General features: G+C 71.8%; 25 protein-coding genes. 17 read left to right on the top strand and 8 right to left on the bottom strand.

Annotation, left to right across the window (positions count from 1 at the left end):
* Positions 1-207 precede the first annotated feature (207 nt).
* Positions 208-573: a hypothetical protein gene (locus ACQPZG_RS14855; protein ID WP_433546240.1), complete on the top strand. Its 366-nt coding sequence runs from the start codon at positions 208-210 to the stop codon at positions 571-573.
* Positions 574-735: 162 nt separating this feature from the next.
* Here the strand turns inward: ACQPZG_RS14855 and ACQPZG_RS14850 are convergent, their stop codons facing one another.
* Together ACQPZG_RS14850 and ACQPZG_RS14845 are read right to left on the bottom strand one after the other, a co-directional pair.
* Positions 736-1,938, bottom strand: coding sequence for a lipase family protein (locus ACQPZG_RS14850; RefSeq protein WP_433546239.1), 1,203 nt, complete (start codon positions 1,936-1,938; stop codon positions 736-738).
* Positions 1,939-2,068: 130 nt separating this feature from the next.
* Complete coding sequence (locus ACQPZG_RS14845; RefSeq protein WP_433546238.1) at positions 2,069-3,103, bottom strand: AraC family transcriptional regulator; 1,035 nt, start codon at positions 3,101-3,103, stop codon at positions 2,069-2,071.
* Positions 3,104-3,194: 91 nt separating this feature from the next.
* Between ACQPZG_RS14845 and ACQPZG_RS14840 the strand changes: the two genes are divergently transcribed.
* A complete protein-coding gene (locus ACQPZG_RS14840) occupies positions 3,195-4,916 on the top strand; it encodes an AMP-dependent synthetase/ligase (RefSeq protein ID WP_433546237.1) in 1,722 nt (573 codons plus the stop codon).
* Between the two features lie 164 nt (positions 4,917-5,080).
* Here the strand turns inward: ACQPZG_RS14840 and ACQPZG_RS14835 are convergent, their stop codons facing one another.
* Positions 5,081-5,284, bottom strand: a complete 204-nt coding sequence (locus ACQPZG_RS14835; RefSeq protein WP_112451444.1) for a cold-shock protein — start codon at positions 5,282-5,284, stop codon at positions 5,081-5,083.
* Between the two features lie 389 nt (positions 5,285-5,673).
* On the opposite strand from ACQPZG_RS14835, the gene ACQPZG_RS14830 reads away from it, so the two are divergent.
* Positions 5,674-6,546 carry a menaquinone biosynthetic enzyme MqnA/MqnD family protein gene (locus ACQPZG_RS14830; protein ID WP_433546236.1) on the top strand — a complete coding sequence of 291 codons (873 nt, stop codon included), beginning with the start codon at positions 5,674-5,676 and terminating at the stop codon, positions 6,544-6,546.
* A gap of 89 nt (positions 6,547-6,635) precedes the next feature.
* Here the strand turns inward: ACQPZG_RS14830 and ACQPZG_RS14825 are convergent, their stop codons facing one another.
* Positions 6,636-7,667 (bottom strand): alpha/beta hydrolase, encoded by a 1,032-nt coding sequence (locus ACQPZG_RS14825; protein ID WP_433546235.1) that lies wholly within the window; start codon positions 7,665-7,667, stop codon positions 6,636-6,638.
* 197 nt (positions 7,668-7,864) lie between these two features.
* Here ACQPZG_RS14825 and ACQPZG_RS14820 point away from each other — a divergent pair, with 197 nt between their 5' ends.
* Positions 7,865-9,730 carry a protein kinase domain-containing protein gene (locus tag ACQPZG_RS14820; RefSeq protein WP_433546234.1) on the top strand — a complete coding sequence of 622 codons (1,866 nt, stop codon included), beginning with the start codon at positions 7,865-7,867 and terminating at the stop codon, positions 9,728-9,730.
* Between the two features lie 9 nt (positions 9,731-9,739).
* On the opposite strand, the gene ACQPZG_RS14815 is transcribed toward ACQPZG_RS14820, so the two are convergent.
* Positions 9,740-10,948: a cation:proton antiporter gene (locus tag ACQPZG_RS14815; RefSeq protein ID WP_433546233.1), complete on the bottom strand. Its 1,209-nt coding sequence runs from the start codon at positions 10,946-10,948 to the stop codon at positions 9,740-9,742.
* A 367-nt stretch (positions 10,949-11,315) separates the two neighbouring features.
* On the opposite strand from ACQPZG_RS14815, the gene ACQPZG_RS14810 reads away from it, so the two are divergent.
* From ACQPZG_RS14810 to ACQPZG_RS14780, 7 genes are all read left to right on the top strand, one after another.
* Complete coding sequence (locus ACQPZG_RS14810) at positions 11,316-11,900, top strand: DUF2975 domain-containing protein (RefSeq protein WP_433546232.1); 585 nt, start codon at positions 11,316-11,318, stop codon at positions 11,898-11,900.
* Positions 11,900-12,160 carry a helix-turn-helix domain-containing protein gene (locus tag ACQPZG_RS14805; RefSeq protein ID WP_433546231.1) on the top strand — a complete coding sequence of 87 codons (261 nt, stop codon included), beginning with the start codon at positions 11,900-11,902 and terminating at the stop codon, positions 12,158-12,160. The genes ACQPZG_RS14810 and ACQPZG_RS14805 overlap by 1 nt, the downstream gene beginning before the upstream one ends.
* Before the next feature lie 363 nt (positions 12,161-12,523).
* Positions 12,524-13,720: a cyclic dehypoxanthinyl futalosine synthase gene (gene mqnC, locus ACQPZG_RS14800; protein WP_433546230.1), complete on the top strand. Its 1,197-nt coding sequence runs from the start codon at positions 12,524-12,526 to the stop codon at positions 13,718-13,720.
* A gap of 7 nt (positions 13,721-13,727) precedes the next feature.
* Positions 13,728-14,282, top strand: coding sequence for an imidazolonepropionase-like domain-containing protein (locus tag ACQPZG_RS14795; protein ID WP_433546229.1), 555 nt, complete (start codon positions 13,728-13,730; stop codon positions 14,280-14,282).
* 137 nt (positions 14,283-14,419) lie between these two features.
* Entirely contained in the window at positions 14,420-15,112 is a 693-nt protein-coding gene (locus ACQPZG_RS14790) for a demethylmenaquinone methyltransferase (protein ID WP_433546228.1), read from the top strand.
* A complete protein-coding gene (locus tag ACQPZG_RS14785; RefSeq protein WP_433546227.1) occupies positions 15,112-16,101 on the top strand; it encodes a glutaminase in 990 nt (329 codons plus the stop codon). Before ACQPZG_RS14790 ends, ACQPZG_RS14785 begins: the two co-directional genes overlap by 1 nt.
* A 122-nt stretch (positions 16,102-16,223) precedes the next feature.
* Positions 16,224-17,546 carry a hypothetical protein gene (locus ACQPZG_RS14780; RefSeq protein ID WP_433546226.1) on the top strand — a complete coding sequence of 441 codons (1,323 nt, stop codon included), beginning with the start codon at positions 16,224-16,226 and terminating at the stop codon, positions 17,544-17,546.
* A 274-nt stretch (positions 17,547-17,820) separates the two neighbouring features.
* Here ACQPZG_RS14780 and ACQPZG_RS14775 read toward each other — a convergent pair whose 3' ends face one another.
* Entirely contained in the window at positions 17,821-18,366 is a 546-nt protein-coding gene (locus ACQPZG_RS14775) for a GNAT family N-acetyltransferase (protein ID WP_433546225.1), read from the bottom strand.
* Between the two features lie 138 nt (positions 18,367-18,504).
* Between ACQPZG_RS14775 and ACQPZG_RS14770 the strand changes: the two genes are divergently transcribed.
* Both ACQPZG_RS14770 and ACQPZG_RS14765 read left to right on the top strand, forming a co-directional pair.
* A complete protein-coding gene (locus ACQPZG_RS14770) occupies positions 18,505-19,803 on the top strand; it encodes a geranylgeranyl reductase family protein (RefSeq protein WP_433546224.1) in 1,299 nt (432 codons plus the stop codon).
* 242 nt (positions 19,804-20,045) lie between these two features.
* A complete protein-coding gene (locus tag ACQPZG_RS14765) occupies positions 20,046-20,993 on the top strand; it encodes a serine/threonine dehydratase (protein ID WP_433546223.1) in 948 nt (315 codons plus the stop codon).
* A 16-nt stretch (positions 20,994-21,009) separates the two neighbouring features.
* Here ACQPZG_RS14765 and ACQPZG_RS14760 read toward each other — a convergent pair whose 3' ends face one another.
* The gene (locus ACQPZG_RS14760; RefSeq protein WP_433546222.1) at positions 21,010-21,873 is read right to left on the bottom strand and encodes an NAD(P)H-binding protein; all 864 of its coding nucleotides are present in this window, start codon (positions 21,871-21,873) and stop codon (positions 21,010-21,012) included.
* A 179-nt stretch (positions 21,874-22,052) separates the two neighbouring features.
* The gene (locus ACQPZG_RS14755) at positions 22,053-22,934 is read right to left on the bottom strand and encodes a C40 family peptidase (RefSeq protein WP_433546221.1); all 882 of its coding nucleotides are present in this window, start codon (positions 22,932-22,934) and stop codon (positions 22,053-22,055) included.
* A 793-nt stretch (positions 22,935-23,727) separates the two neighbouring features.
* Here ACQPZG_RS14755 and ACQPZG_RS14750 point away from each other — a divergent pair.
* From ACQPZG_RS14750 to ACQPZG_RS14735, 4 genes are read left to right on the top strand one after another with little or no spacing between them, the layout of a single operon-like run.
* Positions 23,728-24,087 (top strand): NADH-quinone oxidoreductase subunit A, encoded by a 360-nt coding sequence (locus ACQPZG_RS14750; RefSeq protein ID WP_433546220.1) that lies wholly within the window; start codon positions 23,728-23,730, stop codon positions 24,085-24,087.
* Between the two features lie 18 nt (positions 24,088-24,105).
* Entirely contained in the window at positions 24,106-24,660 is a 555-nt protein-coding gene (locus ACQPZG_RS14745) for a NuoB/complex I 20 kDa subunit family protein (protein WP_384350743.1), read from the top strand.
* An 11-nt stretch (positions 24,661-24,671) separates the two neighbouring features.
* The gene (locus ACQPZG_RS14740) at positions 24,672-25,394 is read left to right on the top strand and encodes an NADH-quinone oxidoreductase subunit C (RefSeq protein WP_433549413.1); all 723 of its coding nucleotides are present in this window, start codon (positions 24,672-24,674) and stop codon (positions 25,392-25,394) included.
* Entirely contained in the window at positions 25,391-26,731 is a 1,341-nt protein-coding gene (locus ACQPZG_RS14735) for an NADH-quinone oxidoreductase subunit D (protein WP_433546219.1), read from the top strand. Before ACQPZG_RS14740 ends, ACQPZG_RS14735 begins: the two co-directional genes overlap by 4 nt.

The following is a 26,731-nucleotide window of genomic DNA, read 5'->3' as shown; positions in this document are numbered from 1 at the left end:
GCGGCACCCCGACCAACGGAGACCACGGACGCGAAACGGAACAACCGCGTCCTTCCGTGCAATTACGGGCGGTATGAGTGGAGTCAATAGGGTGATCTGCGGGGGTTGCGCGTCTCCAACGGGCCCGGTCGGCGTTCTCCAGATGTGAAACGGCAGGGACCGCTCCGGTACCTGCCGTCCCGACACCGCCTCACGGACAGGACCCCCATGAAGTACACCCAGGCCACCGCAGCCCTCGCCGGCACTCTCGTCGCCCTCGGGTCCGCCACTCCGGCGTTCGCGCACCACGACACCGGCCAGGGCATGCCCGAGTCGGCCCAGGTGGCCGAGGGACGGGCCCAGCTCGACGAGATGACCGGGCGTCAGTTGCAGCAGGTCGCGGACCTCCTCACCCCCCAGAAGCTCCTGGCCGACCTCAAGTCCAACGTCGACGGTCAGTACCTCCGGCAGGAAGCTGCTGCCCGCGCGGTGCACCCGGGCGGCCCCAACGCCGTGCCCGCCCCCGGAGCCCTGCTCGGCGGACTCGCCGCCGGCGGTGGCCCGGTGGGGATCCCGCTCGACTCGCTGACCTGACAGCCGGCACCGGATCCTCGGGTGGGGGAGATCGCGCAATAACGTTTCGGCTCTCCCCTCGTTCACCAGGTGTACGCGCGTTGGCCCGTTCCCTGGCGTGCGTGCGCGAAAAGGGGGCCCAAACCCATTGCGGCCCCCTTTTCGCAGCTCGGGCCGTGGTGCCTAGCAGTTGCCGGTGGAGGGCTTGCCCGCGAAGCGGTCGGTCAGCCAGTCCATGGCGGGGAAAGCGCCGACCGTGACCCCGCCGATGTGGCCGAGGAGGGGGTGCGCCCGCCACTGGACGTTCGCGCCCGTCCTGCACCAGTCGGCCCGGAGCCGGGCGCCGACCTTGTACGGGATCAGCTCGTCGACGCCGCCGTGGTAGAGGTACACCGGGTGGTCGGGGGCGTGGCCGCCGAGCTGTGAGTCGGCGAGCCTGGCCTGCCAGTCGGGGGCTTCCAGCGGGTTCCTGGTGGTGACCTCGCTGATGCGCTTGAACGGGGCAGAGATCGAGTTGATCGCCACGCAGTTCTTCCGCATGAAGTCGACGTACGCCTTGCCCTGCTTGTTGAGGTACGAGTCGAGATTCAGCTCGGGGTAGGCCGTGTCGTGGCCGGCCGCCGCCATGAGGATGAGGCCGGCGCCCACGTTGCCGTCGTTGAACGCGGCGACCTCCATCAGGTCGGCGGGAACGCCGCCGGTCGCTGTGCCCCTGACGTTGAGTTCGGGGGCGTACGAGTCGTGGAGTTCGGCCGCCCAGCTGCTGGCCTGGCCGCCCTGGGAGTAGCCCATGATGCCGACGGGGGAGGCGGGGGTGAGGCCGGTCGCGGCGGACGGGAGACGGAGGGCGGCGCGGGCGGCGTCCAGAACCGCGTGGCCCTCGGCGCGGCCGACGGTGTACGTGTGGTCGCCGGGGGTACCGAGCCCCTCGTAGTCGGTGACGGCGACCGCCCAGCCCCGCTGGACGGCCTGGTTGATGAGGGTCGCTTCGACGGTCGTGCCGTACGGGAAGCCCGCGCTCGGGGCGCACTGGTCGCCCATGCCGACCGTGCCGACGGCGTACGTGACGAGGGGGCGCGGGCCCTTCCTGCCGTCCTTGGGGACGATGACCGTGCCCGAGACGGTGTTCGGTGCGCCCTTCGCGGTCGTCGAGCGGTACTCGATGTGCCAGGCGTCGGTGTTCGTGGGCTGGAGGGGAAGGGGGCGGAAGGCGGTGGGGGAGGTGGAGACCAGGTCGCCGGGTGCGGCGGCGGACCGCGCGACCGGAGCCTGCGGGGCGGCGGGCGCGTTCTCGGCGGCCGACGCCGTCGCGGCGGACGGCAGGGCGGCGGACAGGGCGAGGGCTGCGGACGCCGCGAGCACTCTGTGACGTACGGACACGGACATACGGCTCTCCCTACGAGCAGCGGGTGGGGGGTGGGGGTGCGGCTCTCTCGTACGGCGGTCTGGCGCGGCTTATCGGATGTGTGAGGAGAACGTAGTGACAGGGGACGAGGAAAGGCGCTGACCGGAATGCTCAGCTTCGCTGACGCGGAGTCCCGTACGGGTGCACCGCCACTCGGTACGCGCCGGGTGTCGTCCCCGTCCACCTGCGGAACGCCCGGTGGAAGCTGGTGTCCTCCGAGAAGCCGAGTCGGGCCGCGAGTTCGGCGATCGGCTCGCGGCCCTCGGTGAGGCCGGCGATGGCGGCGTCCCGGCGCACGGCGTCCTTGAGCTGCTGGAACGACGTGTTCTCGCGATCCAGACGGCGGCGCAGGGTCGCCGGGCTGACGGCGAGGCGGGCGGCGGTCTCGGTCAGCGTCGGCAGGCGGGGGGAGGTGCGCAGCGAGCGGGCGAGGGTGCGGCGCACCTGCTCGGCGACGGTCGTGCCGTACTCGCGCCGGGTGAGGAGGTCGAACGGGGCGCGGCGCAGGAGCGCGTCGAGGGCCGCCTCGTCCCGGACGAGCGGTGCGGTCAGCCAGTGGGCGTCGAAGCCGGCGGCCGTCCGGGGGGTCCCGAAGCGGACCGGGCAGCCGAAGAGGGACGCGTACTCGTCCTGGTGGGGCGGCGGCGAATAGCCGAAATCCGCCCAGAGCAGCGGGAGGCGACGGCCCGTCAGCCAGCTGCACAGCCGGTGCCAGATGATCATCATGCACTCGGTGAGGAAGCGGTCCTCGTCGGTGCGCAGCTCGTTGTGCACGGTGAAGACGGCTTCGCTCCCGGTGCGGCGCAGGGTGAGGTCCGGCCCGCCGTCGAAGAGGGCGTAGAAGGCGGTGCCGCGTTCCGTCGCGCGGCCGAGGTCGGGGCAGGACAGGGCGGCGTAGCACATCATCGCGAAGGTGCCGGGACGGCTGCGGGTGGCGGAGAGGCCCAGGAACTCGTCCTGGGTCGTGCGGTACAGCGCCCGGAAGAGGTGCGCGAACTGGGTGCTCGTCACCCTGGCCCGGTCGTCCCCGAGGAGGAGCGGCGGGATCTGCGCCGCCTGGAGCAGCGGGACGGTGTCCGCTCCGGCGCGTTCCGCCCCGCGCAGCACGGCGCGTACATGGTGCACGGTGATCGTCCGCTTGCCCATGGCGCGACGGTAGCGGCTTTGAGCGCGTGGGTCAGCGGGGGTGACGTTTCCCGTCATCTCCCCGGCCCCGGGGCGTACTTACCTTCGAGTCATGACGGCGACGACGAGGGAGCGCCCGGGGGCGCTGGCGGAGTTCACCGAATGGGCCGGGGAGCGGTACGAGGAGCTGCCCGCCCTCCGAGCGAAGGGGGCCGAACCCGTCACCTACGGCAGGCTCCGCGACCGGGTGCGGGAGATCGGGCGCGGGCTGATGGCGGCCGGGGTGGGCCCGGGAGACCGGATCGGCATCCTCGGCGAGACCCGCGTCGAGTGGACGTACGCGCACTTCGCGGTGCTGGCGGTGGGCGGGGTCGTCGTGCCCGTCTACCCGACGGCGGGGGAGAGCGAAGTGGCGTGGGTGCTGGGCGACTCGGGCGCGCAGCTGGTGCTGTGCGAGAGCGCGGCGCAGGCCACGCGCGTGGCGGGAGCGGCTCCGGGGGTACGGACGGTCCTCTTCGACGAACTGGGCGGGCTGCCCCGGGACTCCGTCACCCTCGACGACTTCCTGGCGCGCGCCGCCTCGGTGCGTCCCACAGACCTCTGCTCCCTCGTCTACACCTCCGGCACCACGGGTCCTCCCAAGGGGTGCGGGCTCACCCACGCCAACTTCGGGGCCGTGCTCGACGGCGGAGCCGAGACGATCGAGGGAGGGCCCGGCGACCGTACGTACCTCTACCTGCCGCTCGCGCACCTCCTCGCGCAGCTCATCGAGTTCAACACCCTCATGTTCGGCGGCGAGCTGTGCTACTTCGGTGGCCGGATCGAGGACGTGGTGGGGGAACTGGCGGATGTCGCGCCCACGCACCTGCCGTCCGTGCCGCGCCTCTTCGAGAAGGTGCACTCGGTGGTGCTGGGGCTCGCGGAGTCGCAGGAGGGCGGCAGGGAACGGTTCCGGGAGGCGGTACGGGTCGGGCTCCTCGCGGCGGAAGGGCGGCTGCCGGACGCCGACCTGGCGACGTACGAGGCCGCGGAGAAGTCGCTCTACGGTCTCGTGCGCGGCGCCTTCGGCGGGCGGCTGCGCTGGGCCCTCACCGGGGGCGCACCGATCGCCCCGCAGACCCTCGACTTCCTGCGGGCCTGCTCGGTCCCGGTGTACGAGGGGTACGGAATGACCGAGTCCGGCGGGGTGATCTCGCTCAACCGGCCCGGGGCCGTCCGGTACGGGTCGGTGGGGCGGGCGTATCCCGGCTGCGAGATCCGTATCGCGGAGGAGGACGGGGAGGTGCTGGCGCGCGGCCCCATGGTCTTCGCCGGGTACCACGGCGACCCCGCCGCCACCCGTCAGGCCCTCGACGCGGACGGCTGGCTGCACACCGGTGACCTGGGGCGGCTGGACGCCGACGGCTACCTCGTCATCACGGGCCGCAAGAAGGACCTGATCATCACGTCCGCGGGCAAGAACCTCGCCCCGGCCCCCGTCGAGCACGCGATACAGCAGTCCCGGTACGTCTCGCACGCGGTGATGGTGGGCGACCGGCGGCCCCACCCCGTCGCGCTGATCACCCTGGACGCGGAGGAGATCGCGGCCTGGGCGGCCCGGGAGGAGCACGAGCCGGGGGAGCACCCGGGGCGGCACCCGGCAGTGCGGGAGCTGGTCCGGCAGGCCGTGGAGGCGGCGAACGCGCAGGTTTCCCGGCCCGCCCGGATCCGTGCCTTCGCGGTCCTCGACGAGGACTTCAGCGTCATGGGCGGGGCACTGACGCCGACGTTGAAGGTCCGCCGGCGTGCGGTTCTGGAACGCTACGCCGACGAGATCGAGGAGCTGTACCGGTAGCCGTAGCCGTAGCCGGTGGCGGCGGCCGACGAGCGGTGTCGGCGGGCGTGCGGGGAAACGGGCGGCACAAGGCAGGAGCCCTGTTCCGGCGGACCGGGAACAGGGCTCCTTGGGTAATGCGGGTAATCGACCGCGATCGGTCGGTTCCGATCAAGTCCGAGGACTTAGGCGGGGGTGACGTTCTCCGCCTGCGGGCCCTTCGGGCCCTGCGTGACGTCGAAGTTCACGAGCTGGTTCTCCTCAAGGGAGCGGAAGCCAGCCGCGTTGATCGCGGAGTAGTGGACGAAGACATCCGGGCCGCCGCCGTCCTGGGCGATGAAGCCGAAGCCCTTTTCAGCGTTGAACCACTTGACGGTTCCGGTAGCCATAAGCCCTCCCATGGGCCAAAGGGTTGCCCTGCTCCAGAACCTACAAGGAAGTCTGAAAACAAAAGCCTGCGGGGTTACATGCTCCGCAGGCTCTGTACTGCAAGGGAAACCAAACTGCAACTTGCGGGCGAGCCTAGCACGCACCCCGAGCCAAGCGGTAGAGGGAAAGATCACGTCACCCGGATGTTTGACACGGGCGTGTCGACTGGCGTCAGGAGGGGTACAGAGGTCTGTTTATGCGCTGCTCGGGAGGCACTCCGGCCGTGCTTCCGGCGCCGCCGAGCGTTCGCTTCCGGTGCTGCCCGCGCCCCCTCGGGACGGGCCCCTCCGGGACGTCCGCGCCCACCCCCGGAGGGGCCCTCCGGGTCGGCCGGGTCTAGCCTCACGATGTGGACAATTCAACCGCTGGCGAGCTGACGCCGAACCGCACCCGGCCCCGCGTCGGCCACATCCAGTTCCTGAACTGCATGCCCCTGTACTGGGGCCTCGCACGGACCGGGACCCTGCTGGACTTCGAGCTGACGAAGGACACCCCCGAGCGGCTCAGCGAGCAGCTCGTCCGCGGCGAGCTCGACATCTCGCCCGTGACCCTGGTCGAATTCCTCCGCAACGCCGACGACCTGGTCGCCTTCCCCGACCTCGCGGTCGGCTGCGACGGCCCGGTGATGTCGTGCGTGATCGTCTCGAAGGTGCCGCTCGCGGAGCTGGACAAGGCGCGGGTGGCACTCGGGTCGACGTCGCGCACCTCCGTACGGCTGGCGCAGCTGCTCCTGGCCGAGCGGTACGGCGTGGAGCCCGACTACTACACGTGCCCGCCGGACCTCGGCCTGATGATGCGCGAGGCGGACGCCGCCGTGCTCATCGGGGACGCGGCCCTGCGCGCCTCGCTGCACGACGCGCCCCGGCTCGGTCTCCAGGTCCACGACCTGGGGCAGATGTGGAAGGAGTGGACGGGGCTGCCGTTCGTCTTCGCGGTCTGGGCGGCCCGCAAGGACTACCTGGCGCGCGAACCGCAGCACGTGCACACGGCCCACGAGGCGTTCCTGGCGTCCCGGGACCTGTCCCTCGCGGAGGTCGACCGGGTCGCCGATCAGGCCGCCCGCTGGGAGGACTTCGACGCGGCCCTCCTGGAGAAGTACTTCACGACGCTGGACTTCCGCTTCGGGCCGGACCAGATCGAGGGCGTGCGGGAGTTCGCGCGCAGGACCGGCGCGACCACCGGCTATCCGGAGGACGTCCACGTCACCCTGCTCGGCGAGTAGCGAGTAGCGAGCGGCGGGCCGCCGGCCGCGGGTGGCGGCAAGCGGCCCGGCGGCCGGAGGGCAGGCGCCGACGGGCGGCGCGCACGTCGCTACCCGGCGGGCACCGGCGCCTTCAGGTGCGAGCTGAGCCAGCTCAGGCTGCCCGCCTCCATGCCCCGCACGTACGTCGCCGGATTGTGGACGCCGTCCGGGACGACTTCGAGACGGGTCTTGATCGGGCCCTTGCCGTACTCCTTGATGAAACGGTTGACCCGAGGGATCAGCGTTTCCGTGGACCCCACCTGGAACGCCAGGTAGACGTCCGGGGCGTCCTTGCGCGTGAGCAGGTCTCCGGCCAGCTTGCGCGGGTTGTTCGCGAGCTTCTCCCGCGGGTGCCCCTTCCACAGCGGGGAGTCGGGAACGATGTCCGGACCCGACGAGATGGCCGCCTTGAAACGGTTCGGGTGCTTGAGTACGGATTTCAACGCGACGAAACCGCCGGACGACGCTCCCATGAACGCCCAGCCGTCCCGCGAATCGAACGTACGGAAATTCGCCCGGACGAAATCAGGAACGTCCTGTGTCATCCAGGTGCCCATCTTCGGCCGGCCCGGGATATCGCTTCCGTCGTAATAGCGCTTTTCCGGATTCAGTACCGGCATCACGACGAGGAAGGGCAGGCTGGTGCCCTCGTCCGCCATCCTCGCGACGGTGTCGAGGAACCGGTTGGTGGGTTTCGTCCAGTAATTGCTCTCGAATCCGTACGACCCCGGCAGCGCGATCAGCACGGGGAAGCCGCTGTCCGCATAACGGGGCTCGAAGTACTGCTTGGGCGCCCACACCCACACCTTGCCGGTGAACCCGGACTTCGTTCCGGTCAGCGTCGTCTGCGCGACCTTGGTGCCGTCGTCCAGGGTGCGGAAGACGGAGAAGTCGGCGCGGGGTCCCGTGGGCAGGAGGCTCTTGGCGTCGTGGCCGGTGGCGGAGGACCGGTCGAGGCCGCTCTTGCGGACCGCGCCGCCGTTGCCGTCCGCCGAGGTGAAGCTGTACGGATCGCCCTCGTCGGAACAGGCCGTCAGCGACAGGAGCGTTGCGGAGCCGATCAGGGTGACGGCTATCAGGCGACTGGTCAGGCGATTCATTCTCGGACTCCGGGCGGACGGCGGGGTGAGGGACGCAAGGCGGCGGGGGGCGGTGGGGACGCGTAGAGGGAGATGCGGTTGCCGGGACTTCGGTTCGCCCGGTGCCCGCCTCGTCCGGAGTGATTGCGCACACGCCGGGCCTACTGTGGTCTGCGGAACGAGTGCAGGGTCGGACGGGCTTCGGGGGAGCGCACGCCATGCAACCGCTGGAAGCGGGCGAACCGCAGAATATCGGTGACTACCGGCTGCTCGGTCGGCTGGGGTCGGGCGGCATGGGCCGGGTGTACCTCGGGCGCAGCGCGGGGGGCCGGACCGTGGCCGTCAAGGTCGTGCACCCGCACTTCGCCATGGACGAGGAGTTCCGGGCCCGCTTCCGCCGTGAGGTGGCGGCCGCCCGCAAGGTGGGCGGGACGTGGACGGCGCCGGTGCTGGACGCCGACCCGGACGCGCGGGTGCCGTGGGTCGCGACGGGGTACGTGGCGGGTCCGTCGTTGACGCAGGCGCTCGCCGCGCACGGACCGCTGCCGGGCCGTTCCGTACGGGTGCTGGGCGCGGGTCTCGCGGAGGCCCTGACCGCGGTGCACGCACTGGGGCTGGTCCACCGGGACGTGAAGCCGTCGAACGTACTGCTCACCCTGGACGGGCCCCGGCTCATCGACTTCGGTATCGCCCGCGCCACCGACTCCACGGCCTCGCTCACCTCCACGGGAGTCTCCGTGGGCTCGCCCGGCTACATGGCGCCCGAACAGATCCTCGGCAAGGGGGTCACCCCGGCGGCGGACGTGTTCTCGCTGGGGGCGGTACTGGCGTACGCGGCGACCGGCACGGCGCCCTTCCCCGGCGACTCGGCCGCCTCCCTGCTCTACCACGTGGTGCACGGGGAGCCCGAACTCTCCGGGCTGGAGAGCGACTTGCGGGAGCTCGTCGCCGCCTGCCTGGCCAAGACGGCCGACGACCGGCCCGCCCCGGCAGAGGTCGCCGCCCGGCTCGCCCCGCAGGGCGCCGCCGCGGCGGTCGTCGCGGGGTGGCTGCCGGGGGCGCTGGTGACGGAGGCGGGCCGGGGCGCGGTACGGCTGCTGGACCTGGAGGCGGGAGCGGAGCCCGGAGCGGCTTCGGGAGCGGCTCCGGGGACGGGTGGCGGGGACGCCCCCTCCGGGCCGGTCCCGTTCACGCACGGGGCGGTCGGCTACACGCACGGGGCGACGGGTGGCGCGGCCCCTGTCGTTCCGCCGCGGCCGGCCTCTGACCCCCGTACGCCTCCGGGGTTCGGCCCCGCTCCGCAACCGGCGGGATCGACCTCCGGCCCGGCTCCGGATCCCGGCCCCGCCCCGCACTTCGGCCCCGCCCCGCACTCCGGTGCCGCTCCGCACCTCGGGCCCGCCCCGCACTCCGGCTCGGCTCCGGGGCCGCCCCCGCCCGCTCCGGCCTCCGAGGCGCGGAAGCCCGGCCTCTCGGTCTCGTTGGCCACGGAGGCGGGGGCCGTCACCCCGGACGGGACCGCGCGGCGCCGGAGTTGCACCGTGGTGCTGGCCGTCGCCGGCGTGCTGGCCGGGGTGATGCTCGGCGGAAGCGTGCTGCTGGACATGTGGCCGGGACAGGACGGGGCCGGGGACGGCTCGAAGCACTCCGACTCCGGTGCGCCCCCGCCCGCCGCCACCGCCACCGCCACCGCGCCGGGCGCCTCCGCACCCGCGCGCGGCCCGGCGCGGGTTCCGGCCTCCTTCGTCGGCACGTGGTCGGGCACCCTCACCCAGGGCACCACCGGCGCGCCGCACGGCACCGTCACGGTGAGCATCACCGGGGGAGGCAGGGGCGAGGACGTGCTCACGACCTCGTACGAGCTGGCGGGCTTCCGCTGCCACGGCATCGGCGAGCTGCGCTCCGCCACCCCCGACGAGATCCGCGTCTCGGACCGCCCCGACCCGGACCGCCCCTCCGCACCGCTGGTCTGCTCCGGCGAGACCAGTGACCTCGTCCTCACCCGCAACCCGGACGGCACGCTCCGGTACAGGTCCCCCTCCGCGCAGCAGGGCAAGCCGCACGGCACGCTCACACGGCGGTAGGGCTGCCGCTCACCAGGTCTCCCGGGTCGCGTCCGCCCGCTCCGTGCGGCGTGCGCCGTCCTTCAGCAGTCGGGCAGCGAGCAGCGGGAAGAGCAGTACGGAGACCATGGCCGCGCCGACCAGCGCGGCGGCCTCGCCCGCCGTGAGGACGTTCTCGTCCAGGCCGATGGTGGAGATGGCGACGACCAGGGGCAGGCAGGTGGCCGAGTACAGGGCCAGGGAGGTGCGCTGCGGACGGGACAGGTCGCGCGGGGCGAGCAGGTAGGCCGGGCCACCGCGCAGCAGCAGGAACAGCAGGAGGAACACCGGCAGCAGCAGCAGGGGACGGCCGCCGGAGAACAGGGCGTCGAGGTCGAAGTCGATGCCGGTGACGATGAAGAAGAAGGGCACCAGGAACCCGAAGCCCATCGCTTCGATCCTGCCGAGTACCTCGCCGCTGTGCTCGGGGTCGGCTCCGGCCAGGACGAGACGGGTGAGGAGCCCGGCGGCGAAGGCGCCGAGCAGGGTGTCCAGGCCGAAGGCGTACGACAGGCCGAGCATCGCGGCGAGCAGCAGCATCACCAGCCGGACCGCGAACTGGCCGCTGCTGTGCAGGGTCTTGGCGATGATGTGCGAGAACCACGGCGGACGGGGACGCAGCGCCCAGAACACCGCGCCCGCCGTGATGGCGGCGAAGACGCACAGCAGCACTGTCGAGATGCCCGGCGAACGGCCGCTGAGCAGCAGCGAGATGGCGATGATCGGGCCGAACTCGCCGACCGTGCCGAAGGCCATGACCACCGTGCCGAAGCGGCCCTCCAGCCTCCCCGAGTCACGCAGCATCGGCAGGACGGCGCCGAGCGCGGTGCTGGTCAGCGCGGTCCCGATGACGAAGCTCTTGGCGACCTCGCCGCCGGTGAGGGCGAAAGCGGCTCCCAGGGCGACCGCCAGGGTCACCACCCAGGCCGTTACGGATCGGCGCAGGGTGTCGCCGCGCACCGTCCGGAACTCGATCTCGTACCCGGCCAGGAAGATCAGCATCGACAGGCCCAGGTGGGAGAGCGTGTCGATGATTTCGTCGTGGTGCGCCCAGCCGAGCACGTCGGGACCGACCACGATGCCGAGGGCGATCTCGAAGATCGCCACGGGTACGGCCAGCCGACGGGCGGTCAGATACGCCAGGAGGGGCGCGAGGACGGCGACGGCCATGATCAGGATGAGGGTCCCGGGGTGCGACATGGGTACTGATTAGCACGAATCGTCGCAAAGAGGATGTCTGGACTCCGGGGCGGGTCTTCGTGGGGGATCGGCGAGCCCGCCCCCGGAGGTCCGCCGAGTCCCGTCGTGCGCCGTGCTCGTCCCGCCCGGTGCTCCGTCCCGTCGTGCGCCGTGCTCGCCCGGCCCGGTACTCCGTCCCGTCGTGCCCGCGGCCCCCGGTCGCATCCTCGCCCCGGGTCGTGGCAGCACCCTCTGCCTGGTGGGCTCGCCCTGTGGATCCTGGCCGCCTCCGCCCTCCGGCGTGCGACGTCGCGAGGTCCCCGACTTGTCGATTATCGATATGCCCGTCTAGGGTGAGGCATATCGAAAAACGATAGGGAGGGGCGCGGTGAACACGCGACTTACAAGGGCTCTGGCCTCGGTGACCTTCGCGATGGCGGTGCTCTTCGGGCTCGCCTTCGCCGGTACGGCCGTCACGCACCTGCTCGACGACGGAGCGGTCTGCGCGGAGACGGGGTTCTGGGCCAACGCCACCGTGGAGGGCGGGCTGCCCGTCGGTGACGGCGTGCAGGCGTCCAGCAGTGCCGCGCGGCTCTGTCAGGACGGGCCGTCCGCGGGGCAGCGTCTCGCCGACCTGGGGAGCCGGCTGCCGTGGCTGCTGTTCGCCTGCCTGGGGCTGCTGCTGTTCAGTCGGCTGCTCAAGGGGGTGTTGCGGGAAGGGCCGTTCACCGACATGGTGGCCCAACGGCTGTCCTTCCTCGGCTGGTTCGTCGCCGTGGGCTCACCGCTCGCGGGGCTGCTGGCGGGCTGGGCGGATTCCTGGCTGGTCGGCAGCATGGCGCCCATGGTGGGGTCCGGGCCGACGGTCGCCGGGCCGCAGGCGCTCGTCCTCGCGGGGCTGGCCGCCGTCATCCTGGGGAAGATCATGCGCGAGGGCGTACGCATGCGAGAGGACCTCGAAGGGACGGTCTGATGCCCGAAGAGGAACCCCACTCGATCCGGATCCACCTCGACCGCCTCCTCGCCGCACGCGGCATGACGCTCACCGAGCTGTCCGCACAGGTCGGCATCACCGTCGTGAACCTGTCCGTACTGAAGAACGGGCGCGCCAAGGCCGTCCGCTTCTCGACCCTGTCGCGGCTCTGTGAGGTCCTGGAGTGCCAGCCCGGGGACCTGATCACCCACGACCCCGCCGGCCCTGCCCACCCCGCGGATCCTGGCGGTACGGCGTGAGGGGGGTCGGCCGGCCCGGAGGGAGCCAAGTGCGGTCGGCCCGGCCTGTGCGGGTCCTGTCGGCCCGGCGTGAGCGGAGTTCGGCCGACCGGCCCTGTGCGGGTCCCACCACCCGTACGGACCGGGCGGGGTCCCGCCGGTACGGCCTGTGCGGGTCCTGTCGGCCCGGCGTGAGCGGAGTTCCGCCGGCCCGGCCCTGTGCGGGTCCCGCCCGTACGGGCCGAGCACAGTCCCGCCGGTACGGCCCGCCGGGGGCGCGGTCCGGCCGCCCACGGCGGGAGCACCGCCCTGGCGTACGCTGGATCGGTCTTGCCGTACGCCCCCGCACCCTGCCGTGCACCCCCTTGGGAAGGAACCGCCCCGGTGACCGAGAAGGCCGACCTCCAGTCAGTCCTTGACCGTGCCGCCGAGGGTGGCCGCATCACCCCCGAGGAGGCGCTCGACCTGTACCGGGACGCCCCGCTGCACGCGCTGGGCCAGGCCGCCGACGCCGTGCGCCGCCGCCGTTACGCGGGTACCGAGCACATCGCGACGTACATCATCGAGCGCAACATCAACTACACGAACTCGTGCGTCACGGCGTGCAAGTTCTGCGCCTTCTACGCCGCGCCGAAGAGCCCCGACGTGTGGACCCGCGACCTGGACGACATCCTGCGCCGCTGCGCGGAGACCGTCGAGCTGGGCGGCACGCAGATCATGTTCCAGGGCGGCCACCACCCGGACTACGGCGTGGAGTACTACGAGGAGCACTTCTCCGCGATCAAGAAGGCGTACCCGCAGCTGGTCATCCACTCCCTCGGCGCCTCCGAGGTCGAGCACATGGCCCGCATCTCCAAGGTCAGCACCGGGGAAGCGATCCGGCGCATCCACGCCGCCGGTCTCGACTCCTTCGCGGGCGCCGGGGCCGAGCTGCTCCCGGCCCGCCCCCGCAAGGCCATCGCCCCGCTCAAGGAATCCGGCGAGCGCTGGCTGGAGATCATGGAGGAGGCGCACCGCCTGGGCGTCGAGTCGACGTCCACCATGCTCATGGGCACGGGCGAGACCAACGCCGAGCGCATCGAGCACCTGCGCATGATCCGCGACGTACAGGACCGGACCGGCGGCTTCCGCGCGTTCATCCCGTACACCTACCAGCCGCAGAACAACGCCCTGAAGGGGCGGACGCAGGCCACCCTCTTCGAGTACCTCCGCATGATCGCCATCGCGCGGATCTTCCTCGACAACGTCGCGCACATCCAGGGCTCCTGGCTGACCACCGGCAAGGAGGTCGGCCAGCTCTCCCTGCACTACGGCGCGGACGACCTTGGCTCGATCATGCTGGAGGAGAACGTCGTCTCGTCCGCCGGAGCCAAGCACCGCTCCAACCGGATGGAGATCATCGACCTCATCCGCAAGGCGGGGCGGGTCCCGGCGCAGCGCGCCACGACGTACGAGCACCTCGTCGTGCACACCGACCCGGCGCACGACCCGGTCGACGACCACGTCGTCTCGCACCTCTCCTCCACGGCGATCGAGGGCGGCACCGCGCACCCCGAGCTGAAGCTCCTCGCCTCCAACTGAGGCCGCCGTGCTGACCATTCACCGGGCGCGCGGGATCCGTACCGCGGACGGAGCGCAGGACCAGGCGGGTGACGCGGTCGTCGTGGACGGCGACCGCATCACCGCCGTCGGCGGATACGACGAGCTGGCCGCGCGCGTCGGCGCGGGTGCGCGTACCAGGGAGTGGGTCGGGTACCTCGCCCCCGGCCGCTTCGAGCCGGACGCCGTCGCCCTCCTCCAGGCGCACTACTGGCCCGACCCCCGCGAGGCCGCCGAACTCGGCGCCGAGCCCCTCTCCGGGGAGCGGCTGCACGACCTCGGGATGACCGGCGAGCGATGGGGGGCGAGCGCCCGGCGGGGCGTCCAGCGCCTGCTCGGGCGGGGCGTGACCGCTGTCGCGGGCCCGTTCACCCATCCTGCCGTACGGGCCGCCGTCGACCGTTCGCCGGTTCGGGTGCTGCCCGCGCCGCGCCCGGACCCGCTCACGTCCTCCGCCGTCGCCGACTTCGCGGTCTTCGCCGAGCCGGGCGGAGAGTGCCTGGCGACGGTGGTCGGGGGACGGCTGGTGTTCCGGCGGGCCTGACCCCGGCGCCCGCGGGACGGGCGGCGGAGCGGACGCGGGGGGCGGCACGGACGGTCGCGCGGATTCCCGCGACCCGGAGGGGCCCGGCTCAGAGAGCCGCCCATGCCCGCCCGTCCGCCAACCGGCACAATGGCCGGGTGACCCGAGCATCCCTGGACAAGCAGCCGCACGAAGTCGCCTCGATGTTCGACGACGTGGCGGCGAACTACGACCTCACCAACACCGTGCTCTCCCTCGGCCAGGACCGCTTCTGGCGCAAGGAAGTGGCGAAGGCGGTGGACGCCGGGCCCGGCAAGCGGATCCTCGACCTGGCCGCCGGTACCGCCACCTCCTCGCTGCCCTTCGCCGCGACCGGCGCGTACGTCGTGCCCTGCGACTTCTCCGTCGGCATGCTGCGGGAGGGCAAGCGCAAGCACCCGCACCTGCCGCTCACCGCGGGCGACGCGACCAAGCTGCCCTTCCACGACAAGTCCTTCGACGTCGTCACCATCTCCTTCGGGCTGCGCAACGTCGTCGACACGGACGCCGCGCTGCGCGAGATGTTCCGGGTGACGAAGAAGGGCGGACGGATCGTGATCTGCGAGTTCTCGCAGCCGACCTGGGCGCCCTTCCGCACCGTCTACACCGAGTACCTGATGCGGGCGCTGCCGCCGGTCGCCACGGCCGTCTCCAGCAACCCCGAGGCGTACGTCTACCTCGCCGAGTCCATCCGCGCCTGGCCCGACCAGCGCGGCCTCGCCACCAGGCTCCAGGGCGTCGGCTGGTCCCAGGTCGCCTGGCGCAACCTGTCGGGCGGCATCGTGGCGCTCCACCGGGGCGTACGGATCTGATGGGCACGGCAGGAGCCGGGGGAACGGCGGCCGGGCAGACGGCGCACGGGCCCCAGGCCGAACTCGACCCACCCGTCGACTTCGACTTCCAGAGCATCCTCGGGCAGATCGAGGAGGACATCCGCCCGCAGATCGGCAGGGGCCAGATCGCGGCGTACATCCCGGCCCTCGCCTGCGTCGAGCCGGGCTTCGGCATGGCCGTCGCCGATCTCGACGGCAAGGTGTACGGGGTGGGGGACTGGCAGCGGCCCTTCTCTACCCAGTCCATCACCAAGGTCTTCGCCCTCGCGCTCGCGCTGGCCCAGGGCGGTGACGACCTGTGGAAGCGGGTCGGACGGGAGCCGTCCGGCAACCCGTTCAACTCGCTGGTGCAGCTGGAGTACGAGAACGGCATCCCCCGTAACCCGTTCATCAACGCGGGTGCCCTCGTCGTCACCGACCGCCTCCAGACCCTCACCGGTGACGCGAGCAGCGAACTCCTCGAATTCGTACGCCAGGAGAGCGGCAACCCGGACGTCGCCTTCGACCCCGAGGTCGCCACCTCCGAGTCCGACAACGGCGACCGCAACGCCGCCCTGGCCTACTTCATGGCTGCGTACGGCAACATCGCCAACTCCGTCCCCGCCCTCCTCGACCACTACTTCTGGCAGTGCTCGATCGAGATGAACTGCGCCGATCTGGCGCTGGCCACCCGCTTCCTGGCCCGCCACGGCCTGCGCGCCGACGGCACCCGGCTGCTGCCGCGCCGCCTCGCCAAGCAGATCAACGCGGTGATGATGACCTGCGGGACGTACGACGCGGCGGGCGAGTTCGCCTACCGGGTCGGGCTGCCGGGCAAGAGCGGCGTCGGCGGCGGAATCGTCGCGGTGGTGCCCGGGGTGTGCACGGTGTGCGTGTGGAGCCCGGGACTCGACCCGCAGGGGAACTCGGTGGCGGGCATAGCGGCACTGGACCGGTTCACCACGTTGACGGGGCTGTCGGTGTTCTAGCAGTCGGGTCCGCCGCGGGGGTTCTGCGGGAACCGGCGGACGGGCAGGATGAGTCAGTTCAGTCACCCACGGCCGACTGGGCGTGACCCACCGCTCATCCCTGCCCTTCCCCGGAGCACCTCATGGCGCTGAACTGTCCCCACTGTGCGACCGCCACCCCCGACGAGGCCCGCCTCTGCACGAGCTGCGGAGAGGGACGGAAGGGGGCGGCGGACCCGGAGTCCGGGTCGACGCCCGTCCCCCCTCGTACGGCGACCCGGGTGGACCCGCCGCTGCGCGGCTCCGCGTCCGCACCGTGGCCCCCGGTCGGCCCTCCGGCCGACGACCGGTCGACCCCCCTGCAGCAGCGAGCGGACGATCTGCCCGAGGGACCGGTCGGGCGGGAGGGGACCACGGCGGACGGAGGGCGGAGCGGCACGTCGGCCGCGGACCTGGCAGCCGCCGTCACGCAGAGCCGTATCGACCCGCCGGCCGCCCCCGTCCCGCCCCGGCCCGAGCCCCCGTACCGGCCCGAGCCCCCGTACCGGCCCGAGTCCCCGTACCAGCCCCCGTACCAGCCTCCGGCCGGTCACGCGCCCACCGCGGTCGGACGGCCCGCGGATCCCGTCGCCGGTCACCCCGCCACCGTGGGCCCCGGCTTCGTGTTCCCGGTCGGGCCCGCTGCCGCTCCCGCGTCCCGGCCCCGGCGGCCCCTCGCCGTCTGGGCCGGCACCGTCCTCGGTGCCGTCGTGGTCGGGGGCGGCATCACGGCGGGAGTCCTCTTCCTGGAGGACAGAACCCCCGGGGGCGGCGGGGGCGCGCAGAGTGCCGCGAGCGCCCCCGCCGCCAGCCCCGCCGCTCCCGCCCCCGCTCCCGCGCAGGGCGACCGTCCCACCGCCGAGGGCGACGGCCCCCGCAGCGACCCCTCCCCGGCCCGGCCCGCGCCGGAGGTTCCCGCCGCCCCCGTCGCCCCCGACGAACCCGACGACGTGGCGCCGCCCCCGGCCACGGAGGCGATCCCCGCCGGGTTCAAACAGGCCGACGACCCCGAGGGATTCGCCCTGCTCGTCCCCGAGGTCTGGAACCGCATCGGAAACCGCCAGGGGCAGGTCACCTACGGCGGCAGTACGGGCATGGAGCACCTGCTCGTGGGCGTCGTCCGCAACCCCGACTACGCCTCCTCGTACGAGAACTTCCGCAACCTGGAACAGGTGACCATCAAGAGGCAGCGCGGCTACCAACGCATCCGGCTGGAGCGCAACACCTTCCGGGGCCGCCCCGGCGCGGTCTGGGAGTACACGTACCTCAGGAAGGGGAGCGGCGAGCGGATCCGCGCCATCGACCAGGGCTACATCGCCGCAAACGGAACGGACTACTCGCTCTACACCACGGCCCGAGAACGGGACTGGCCGCGCGCCCAGGAGATCTTCGGGCACGCGACCGCTTCGTGGCGGCTCACCGAGTGACGGACGGGGCGGCCCGCCCGGTGCCCGGCGCCCCGCTCCGTTTCCGGCGCCCGGCCGGGTGTGGTGGCCCGTCCGGTGGCCGGTGGCCCGCCCGGTGTCCGGGGGCTGGCTCGGTGTCCGGGGGCTGGCCCGTCGGGTGCCGGTGGCCCGCCCGGTGTCCAGCGCCCGGCCGGGTGTGGTGGCCCGTCCGGTGGCCGGTGGCAGCCCGGCGGGTGTCCGGTGAGCGGGTGGGGCGGGGCCTCCCGCACGAGCCCCCGCCCCGCCCGCCGGACGTTCAGAGCGACAACTTGAAGCAGTACCCCCTGCGCTCCGGCTCCGACCGCGGCACGACGAACGCCTCCTCCCGGCGCATCCCCAGCCGCTCGCAGACCGCCAGCGACCGTGCGTTGCGCGCGTCGACCATGGCCGACACCTCCCGTACGCCCGCCGCCCGCAGCCGTAGCAGCGTCGCCTGCGCGGCGGCGGTCGCGTACCCGCGCCCCCAGTGGTCGCGCCCCAGCCGCCACCCGATCTCGATCTCGCCGACCGGTCCGAAGTGCTGGTGGGGCCACGGCTGCGCACCGGTGAAGCCGATCACCGTGTCGTTCTCGTCGAGCAGTGTCCACAGGCAGAAGCCCAGTTCGGCGTCGTGCTTGCGCTGCCGGGCCGTCAGCTCCTCGTACACCGAGACGCCGTGCGGCCTTCCGCCGTGGAACTCCATGACCTCCGGGTTCTTGAAGGCGTCGTACCAGGCGTACGCGTCCTCCTCGGTCGGTACACGCAGCCGTACGGCGGGCAGCACCGCGGGCAGCACGGGGGAGGCGGGCGGAGTGAGGGTCATGAGGGCAGCCCTTCAGATGTGTGAGGAGTACGCCCCCATAGACTGCCCTTCGGCTTGTGCAGTCAAGGCACTTAGTCGACACACAATCCCTGTGACCCCCTCACCCCCTCGCCTTCGAGTCTTACGGGAGACCCCGCCGTGACCGAGCAGCCCGCGACCGCGCCCCCCTCCGAGCACAGTGCAGATGTGATCGTCGTCGGGGCCGGACCCGCCGGCTCCGCCACCGCGTACTACCTGGCCAAGGCCGGGCTCGACGTGCTCCTCCTCGAGAAGACGGCCTTCCCGCGCGAGAAGGTCTGCGGCGACGGCCTCACCCCCCGGGCCACCAAGCAACTGGTGTCCATGGGCATCGACATCTCCGAGGAAGCCGGCTGGCTCCGCAACAAGGGTCTCAGGATCATCGGCGGCGGGCAGCGGCTCCAGCTCGACTGGCCGGAACTGGCGTCCTTCCCCGACTACGGACTCGTCCGCAAGCGCGACGACTTCGACGAGCAGCTCGCCCGGCAGGCGCAGAAGGCGGGCGCCCGGCTGTACGAGCGGTGCAACGTCGGCGCGCCGATCCTGGACCCGCGCACCGGTCGCATCACCGGCGTCGAGGCCAAGCTCGGCGAGGAGAAGCTCCCCGTCACCTTCCACGCCCCGCTCGTCGTCGCCGCCGACGGCAACTCCACCCGGCTGTCCCTCGCGATGGGCCTGCACCGCCGCGAGGACCGCCCCATGGGCGTCGCGGTACGCACCTACTTCACCTCGCCCCGCCACGACGACGACTACCTCGAATCCTGGCTGGAACTCTGGGACCGGCGCGGCCCCCAGGACCGCCTCCTGCCCGGCTACGGCTGGATCTTCGGGATGGGCGACGGCACGTCCAACGTGGGCCTGGGCATCCTCAACTCCTCCAAGGCGTTCAAGGAGCTGGACTGGCGCGAGGTGCTCAAGGCGTGGTGCGCCTCGATGCCCGCCGAGTGGGGCTACACGCCCGAGAACATGACCATGCCCATCCGGGGCGCGGCCCTCCCCATGGCGTTCAACCGGCAGCCGCACTACACGAAGGGGCTGCTGCTGGTCGGTGACGCGGGCGGCCTCGTCAACCCCTTCAACGGCGAGGGCATCGCCTACGCCATGGAGTCCGGCCACATCGCCGCCGACGTCATCGTGCAGGCCCACGCCCGCGCCACCCCGGCCCAGCGCGAAATGGCCCTGGCCCGTTACCCGCAGGTCCTCAAGGACACGTACGGCGGGTACTACACGATGGGCCGCGCGTTCGTGAAGCTCATCGGCAACCCCAAGATCATGAAGCTCGCCACGGAACGGGGTCTCACCCACCCGGTCCTGATGCGCTTCACCCTCAAGATGCTCGCCAACCTGACGGACCCGACGGGCGGCGACGCGATGGACCGCATCATCAACGGCCTGGCGAAGGTCGCGCCGAACTCGTAGCGGGGGGGTGCCGGGTTCCGCGTGCGCAACGCAGGATCACGTTGTTCCTGACCTCTTGTCGGGTGACGGGGCCCACGCGCGCGTGCGGGCGGCCGGGAGCCGGGCGCCCGCACGCCGCGCGGGCCCCGGCCGGGAGCCGGGCGCCCGCACGCCGCGCGGGCCCCTGCCCTCGCCGGCCTCCTCCGAGAGCCGAAAACCCCTCCCACGTCCTCCGGGGCCCCGCCCCGGCCCCTGGAGCAGCCGTGCAGCACCCCGCCACCCCTCCCCTCACTCCCGGCGACATCAAGGCCGCCGCCGAACGGATCGCCGGGCACGTCCGTCCCGTCACCGTCGCCCCGGCGGACGGCCACACCGTCCTCGCCCTCGAATTCATGCAGCACACCGGCAGCTTCAAGGCGCGCGGAGCGATGAACTTCCTCCTCGCCCACCGCGAGGCGGGCCTGCTCCCCGAGGCCGGGCTCACCCTCGCCTCCGGCGGCAACGCCGGGCTCGCCTGTGCCTGGGCGGCCCGCGCGCACGGCGTGCGCGCCACCGTCTTCCTGCCCGGGACGGCACCGCCGGTGAAGGTCGCCAGGCTGCGCTCGTACGGTGCGGAGGTGCGACTCGTCGGCACGCGGTACGACGAAGCGCGCGCCGCCTGCGCGGAGTTCGCCTCCGCCTCCGGCGCGCTCGCCTCCGCCTCCGGCGCGCTCGCCTCCCACGCGTACGACCACCCGCTCATCGCGGCCGGTGCGGGCACGCTCACCGAGGAGATCCTGCGCCGGGTCCCGGAGGGGCTGGACACCCTGGTCGTCTCCGTCGGCGGCGGCGGGCTCTTCGCCGGGGTCGCCACCGCCGCCCTGGAGGCGGGAGTCGAGGTCGTCGCCGTCGAGCCGGAGAACTGCCGTGCCCTGAACGCCGCCCTCGCCGCCGGCCGCGTCGTCGACGCCGCGGTGGACTCGGTGGCCGCCGACTCCCTCGGTGCGACCCGGGTGTCGGAGACCGCACTGGCCGTCGCGCGCCGTCCGGGGGTGCGCTCCGTCCTCGTACCGGACGCGGCGATCGTACGGGCGCGGCAGCAGCTCTGGGACGAGCGCCGTCTCGCCGTCGAACACGCGGCGGCCACGGCCTGTGCGTACACCCCCGAGCCGGGCGAGCGCGCCGCGATCGTGCTGTGCGGGGCGAACACGGGCCTCGGGGACCTCGCCTAGCAGCCGTCCGGCATCCTCAGCGGAAATCGGCGGCGTGGTCCCTGGCCCACTCCTGGTAGGTGCGCCCCGGGCGCCCCAGCGCCTCGGCGAGGTCCGGCCAGGGCTCCATCAGCTTCTCGAACCCGTCGTTCGCCCCGGTGTCGTCACCGCCCTCGTAGTCCACGAAGCCGAGCAGCAGATCGGCGGACCGCGCGGCGAACCCGCCCTGCGCGCGCAGGATCGCGCGGGCCCGCTCCCGGCTGACCTCCTCGTACCGCACCTCCTCGCCGAGCGCGGCCCCGATCGCGGCGACCTGCTCGCGCACCGTGACCCGGGCCGGGCCGGTCAGCGTGTACGCCTTGCCGTGGTGGCCGTCCTCCCGCAGCGCCGCCACCGCGACCGCCGCGACGTCGGCCTCGTGGACGGGGGAGGCGCCCGGATCGTCCCCGTACGGGTAGCGCACCACCCGTTCCGCCCGCACCATCGGTGCCCAGACCTGGAGCATGTTGGTCATGAACCCGGCCGGGCGCACGAAGGTCCACTCCAGCCCGGACTCCCGTACGGCCTCCTCCACCACCGGGTGCATCACGGTGTCCATCCCCACCGTCACCGCCGCGGCCGACAGTACGACGATCCGCCGTACCCCCGCGTCCTTGGCGAGTGCGACGACCTCACGGGCGGTGGCCGGGTGCGGGAAGAGGTGGAGGCGGTCCACGCCGCGCAGCGCGGGCGCGAGACCCGCGGGTTCGTCCAGGTCGCCGCCCACCACCTCGACGCCGTCCGGCAGTTCCGCCTCCTGTGGCCGTCGGCTGAGTGCCCGCACCCGCTCCCCGGCCGCCGTCAACTGCCCCACGACCTGCCGCCCCACCACACCGGTCGCCCCGGTCACCAGAATCGTCATACCGGCACCGTAGCCCCCAACGAGGCCAACCCACGTCCTACTTGACCCCGCCCACCGCCGGCTCCCCCCGTGCCACGGCGGAGGCGACTCCCCTTGCGGCCCGCCACACACCGAAGGGCCGCCGTCCCCGAGCGGGGGGACGACGGCCCTTCAGCCGTACTCAGGACGAACCGGTGAGATCAGAGAACGCGCACCGCGCCGGTCGGCGGGTCGTAGGAGAGGGGACGCTCCACGACACCCGTGCTGGAGTTCTGCGCGCCGACGAAGTTGCCGCCGCCCACGTAGACGCCCACGTGGTACGCGCTGCCCGCGGCGCCCCAGTAAAGGATGTCGCCGGGCTGGAGGTTGTCGAGGCCGACCTGGGTGCCCGCGGTCGACTGCCCCTGCGAGACGCGCGGCAGGTCGACGCCGATGGTGCGGAACGCGGCCTGCATGAGGCCCGAGCAGTCCCACGCGTTCGGGCCGGTGCTGCCCATGACGTACGCGTCGCCGACCTGAGCGCGCGCGAACGCGATCACGGACGCGGCGCTGCCGGTGGCCTTGGAGGACGAGGCGGACGAAGGGGAGGAAGAGGACGAAGCGGAGGCGTTCGTGCCCTTGGCGGACGAGGAGCCCGAGTACGAGCTGAGGTCGGTACGGGAGGAGGAACGCGACGCGCGCTCCTGCTCGGCCTTCTCCTCGGCCTTCTTGCGGGCCTGTTCGGCCTTCTTCTCGGCCTCGGCCTTGCGGTCGGCCTCGGCGAGCGCCTGCTTGGCGTCCTTCATGGCGTCGGCGGCGGCGGCCTGCTGACGGGCTTCGCGGTCGTACTCGAACGCGAGGGCCTGGGTGGCCTCGGCGCTCGCGGTGACCGCGGCGGCGGTCGTCGTCGCGCTGTGGGCGACGGGGGTGGTGAGGGTGGGCATCTCGACGGTCTCGTGCACCGGCTCGGCATGCGCCGGGGCGGCTGCACCAGCCACCGCGATGGTGCTGAGAACACCACCGGCAACTCCGGCACGGAGCGCCATCTTCGAGGCGCTGCGGCGGGGCTTCCGGTGACTGGGTATGTGAGCGGTGTGGGACATGAGAACAACCGCTATCAGAGGTAACGAGTCTGCATCAAGAAACGTGGTGTCCGCCACAGTTGCCAACTCGCGAGCCGAATTCGGCGTCCGCGCAGTCTTATTGACGCCGTAAAGGGCAAAACGGACAGCCTGTTTCAACCCTGTGATCAAGGGTTTTCCGCGATACGCCCGAAATGCCCTGACGCCTACCATCCGTTCACACGCATGGCCAAGCCCGCTTGTCTAACGGGTCGTTGGGAGTGACGCAGGTCACACGACCGACTCGCCTAGACCGCCGTCGTGTCACGTCCGCCGCCGGACGCCCCTCCGCTCGTGAACGCGCGCACGTGTCCACCCGCCTCCGCGGCTCCCCCCGCGAGGGTGAGTGCACGGAGGGGTGGATGTGCGGGACGGTCCGGGAAGGTCGCGCCGGGCGATTATCACGGGAGCGCGTCCGGCTCCAATTTGCTTGTAGAGGGCACCTCTTGATAGGGCGCCACGCCTCCGACCAGCGACGACGCCGTCGAATGTCACGTCTGGTGATCACTCGCGTGCTTCCGGTATGTAGATCACTGCTCATCCGGCTTCATGATCCTTCGTCAGGTGGTGGAGATCACAAAGTCGTTGGCGCACCCCGTGTCGCAGATCACAGACCGGCAGGCATAGGATGCGGGGCAGTCAGGCTTGTGAACTGCCTCACATATCCGCGATCTTCATACGGTCCTCGCGGCGAGGCGCACCGGCCCCCCGCTCCGGGGCAAGCACGAGCCCGGCGCGGTCCAACGGTCAAGGACGACTGGAAGGAGCGAGGAGGGTGAATGCTTACGCGCCCATCCTTGTGCTCGGCGCCCTCGGGGCAGGGTTTGCGATCTTCTCCGTGGTCATGGCCACGCTCGTCGGTCCCAAGCGCTACAACCGGGCAAAGCTCGAAGCGTACGAGTGCGGCATCGAACCCACTCCGACGCCGGCCGGAGGCGGCCGCATTCCCATCAAGTACTACCTGACGGCGATGTTGTTCATCATCTTCGACATCGAAATCGTCTTCCTCTACCCGTGGGCGGTCTCCTTCGACGCTCTCGGGATCTTCGGGCTCGTCGAGATGCTGCTCTTCGTGCTCACCGTCTTTGTCGCGTACGCGTATGTGTGGCGTCGCGGCGGCCTGGAATGGGACTGAGGGGCTGAGGGGTCACCCATGGGACTCGAAGAGAAACTGCCGAGCGGATTTCTGCTGACGACCGTCGAACAGGCCGCGGGGTGGGTGCGGAAGTCCTCCGTCTTCCCCGCGACCTTCGGCCTCGCCTGCTGCGCCATCGAGATGATGACGACGGGAGCGGGCCGGTACGACCTGGCCCGCTTCGGCATGGAGGTCTTCCGCGGATCGCCGCGACAGGCGGACCTGATGATCGTGGCGGGCCGGGTCAGCCAGAAGATGGCGCCGGTCCTGCGACAGGTCTACGACCAGATGCCGAACCCCAAGTGGGTCATCTCGATGGGGGTCTGCGCCTCCTCGGGCGGCATGTTCAACAACTACGCCATCGTCCAGGGCGTCGACCACATCGTGCCCGTCGACATCTACCTGCCGGGCTGTCCGCCCCGCCCCGAGATGCTCATCGACGCGATCCTCAAGCTCCACCAGAAGATCCAGGGATCGAAGCTCGGCGTGAACGCGGAGGAAGCGGCCCGCGAGGCGGAGGAGGCGGCCCTCAAGGCGCTCCCCACCATCGAGATGAAGGGCCTGCTCCGGTGAGCGACAAGCACGTGAACGGCAACAGCCAGGACGAGAGCGCCCCGGAGGGCGTGCCCGCCCAGCGCGACGCGGACGGCGAGGTCATCCGCGTCCGCAAGGGCATGTTCGGCGCCAACGACGGCGGGGACACCACGGGTTACGGCGGCCTCGTCCGCACCATCGCCCTCCCCGGCGCGTCCTCGCGCCCGTACGGCGGCTGGTTCGACGAAGTGGCCGACGAGCTCGAAGGAGCGCTGGAGGAGCAGGACCTGCTGCCCTCGAACGCCATCGAGAAGACGGTCGTCGACCGCGGCGAACTCACCTTCCACATCGCTCGCGAGCACCTGCTCCAGGTGGCCCGCACCCTGCGCGACGACCCGGCGCTGCGCTTCGAACTGTGCACCGGCGTGAGCGGCGTGCACTACCTGGAGGACAAGGGCCGCGAACTCCACGCGGTTTACCACCTGCGCTCGCTCACCCACGGCCGGCTGATCCGCCTCGAAGTCAGCGCCCCCGACGCCGACCCGCACGTCCCGTCACTCGTCGCGGTGTACCCGACCAACGACTGGCACGAGCGCGAGGCGTACGACTTCTTCGGCCTGATCTTCGACGGCCACCCCGCCCTGACCCGGATCATGATGCCGGACGACTGGCAGGGCTTCCCGCAGCGCAAGGACTACCCCCTCGGCGGCATCGCCGTCGAGTACAAGGGCGCCCAGATCCCGGCTCCGGACCAGCGGAGGTCGTACTCGTGACCACACCCCCTTCTTCCCCCTCCTCCGCCTCGGCCAGGGAGACCACCGAGGGCACCGTCTACACGGTCACCGGAGGCGACTGGGACGAGGTCGTCCAGTCCGCCGCGAAGGCCGACGACGAGCGCATCGTCGTCAACATGGGCCCCCAGCACCCGTCCACGCACGGCGTGCTGCGGCTGATCCTGGAGATCGACGGCGAGACCGTCACCGAGGCCCGCTGCGGCATCGGCTACCTCCACACCGGCATCGAGAAGAACCTCGAATTCCGGAACTGGACGCAGGGCACCACCTTCGTCACGCGCATGGACTACCTGACGCCGTTCTTCAACGAGACGGCGTACTGCCTGGGCGTCGAGAAGCTGCTCGGCATCACCGACCAGATCCCCGACCGGGCCAGCGTCATCCGCGTCCTGCTGATGGAGCTGAACCGGCTCTCCTCGCACCTGGTGTGCGTGGCCACCGGCGGCATGGAACTCGGCGCCACCACGGTCATGATCTACGGCTTCCGGGACCGCGAACTCATCCTGGACGCCTTCGAGCTGATCACCGGACTGCGGATGAACCACGCGTTCATCCGCCCCGGCGGACTCGCCCAGGACCTCCCGCCCGGCGCCATGGACAAGCTCGCCGAGCTGCTGAAGACCATGCGCAAGAACCTGCCGGAGTACGACAAGCTCGCCACCGGCAACCCCATCTTCAAGGCCCGCATGCAGGACGTCGGCTACCTCGACCTCACCGGCTGCATGGCGCTCGGCGCCACCGGCCCGGTCCTGCGCTCCGCCGGCCTGCCGCACGACCTGCGCAAGTCCGACCCGTACTGCGGCTACGAGACCTACGACTTCGAGGTCCCCACCGCCGACACCTGCGACTCCTACGGCCGCTTCCTGATCCGGCTCGAAGAGATGCGCCAGTCCCTCGACATCGTCGAGCAGTGCCTGGAACGGCTGAAGAAGCCCGGCGAGGTCATGGTCGCGGACAAGAAGATCGCTTGGCCCGCCCAGCTCGCCATCGGCGCCGACGGGCTCGGCAACTCGCTCGACCACATCAAGAAGATCATGGGCACCTCCATGGAGGCCCTCATCCACCACTTCAAGCTGGTGACCGAGGGCTTCCGGGTCCCGGCCGGACAGGCGTACGCGGCCGTCGAGTCCCCCAAGGGCGAACTCGGCGCGCACGTCGTCTCCGACGGCGGCACCCGCCCCTACCGGGTCCACTTCCGCGACCCGTCCTTCACCAACCTCCAGGCCATGGCGGCGATGTGCGAGGGCGGCCAGATCGCCGACGTCATCGTCGCGGTGGCGTCCCTCGACCCCGTGATGGGAGGCGTCGACCGATGA

Source organism: Streptomyces sp. CA-294286 (assembly GCF_050947155.1).
GTDB lineage: Bacteria > Actinomycetota > Actinomycetes > Streptomycetales > Streptomycetaceae > Streptomyces.
The sequence above is the reverse complement of the archived record's forward strand: the minus strand, read 5'-3'. Positions and strand labels throughout refer to the sequence as shown.